At 73.9% G+C, this 1,312-nt stretch carries 1 protein-coding gene; it reads right to left on the bottom strand.

The window, feature by feature from the left end:
* Positions 1–1,312 (bottom strand): DUF1800 domain-containing protein (locus AC27IO_RS24300; protein WP_498741223.1); only part of this gene is annotated, 1,312 nt, incomplete at both ends.

Here is a 1,312-nt window from a genome sequence, read left to right on the forward strand (position 1 = left end):
CGGTGCGCCTTCGGGGCGGTAGAGCGCGGCCGCGCCCGCGCCGGCCAGGGCCCGCGCCACCTCGAAGCGCACGGCCATCTGGCCCGAGCTGGTCCACGCGGCCGAATCGAGCGGGTAGCCGTCGGGCGTGGCGCGGCCATACAAGGGCTCTGCCAGGCGCTGCAGCCACGACAGGGCCGGATCGGGGTTGGCCAGCACGCGGTCGGCATAGCCCATGCGCAGGCCGGCCATCACGTACTGCACCGGGTCGCGCAGCCGCTTGCCCAGCGAGGCCTGGAACGGCGCGCTGGCGAACAGCGTCTGCAGCACGGCGGCGATGTGGCCGTCGCTGCGGGTGAACGACTCGGCCATGGCCTCCGGCAGCGCGGGCGGCGGCACATCGCCCACGAGGTAGGTGGCGAGCTTGCGCGACACGAAGCGCGCCGTGGCCGGGGCGCGGGCCAGGCGGTCGAGCGCCTCGTCCAGTTCGGCCATGCCCTGGCCCTGCAGCGGCTGGCCCAGCAGCTCCTTGGGGCCCCAGTCGTGGCGCTGGGGGTGGAATTCGTACAGGCCGTGGCGCACGTACTGGCGCGTCCACTCGGCTTTGAGCTTCGGGGGCGGCTCGCCCAGCGGGCGCAGCGACACGCCGTGGCCGGTGAGCACGCGCGCCATCTCCTGCACGTCGCGCTGGCTGTAGCCGCCGTCCACGCCCAGGGTGTGCAGCTCCATCAGCTCGCGCGCGTAGTTTTCGTTGATGCGGTTGGCGGCGTTCTGCGCGTTGTCCAGGTAGCGCAGCATGGCGGGGTGGCGCACGGTGGCGCCGAGCAGGTCCCGAAAGCGCCCCAGCGCGTGCGGGCGGATGGCGCGGTCCTCGTAGTCGCCCACCATGGCGCGGATGTCGGCCTTGCCGGCGAAGACGCTGAAGTGGTTCATCCAGAACCAGGTCATTTTCTCCTGCAGCTGCGCGGGCGAGTACACGGCCCGCAGCACGAAGCGGCGCTCGGCCTCGCGCTGCAGGGCCCGCATGTCGCGCTGGTAGGTCTCCTGCGCGGCCTTGCGCGCCTCCTCGTCGGGCAGGTCCTTGATGGCCTGCTGGCGGCCCTGCATGTCGATGGCCAGCACCTCCATGGGGGTGCGGGTGATGGCCATGGCGTCGATCTGGGCCTGGGCCTCGGGCGGCAGGGCCGCGGGGGCGGAGCGCAGCTGGGCGGCCAGGTAGCCCGCCGTGCCGGCTTCGGCCAGCGCCTGCTGCGAGGCCGCCGTGGCGCCCCACGAAAGGCGGTCCAGCAGGCGCACGCTGCCGGCATCGTCCAGCCCGGGAGGCGCGCCCCCC

This window comes from Acidovorax sp. KNOB132 (assembly GCF_057541515.1).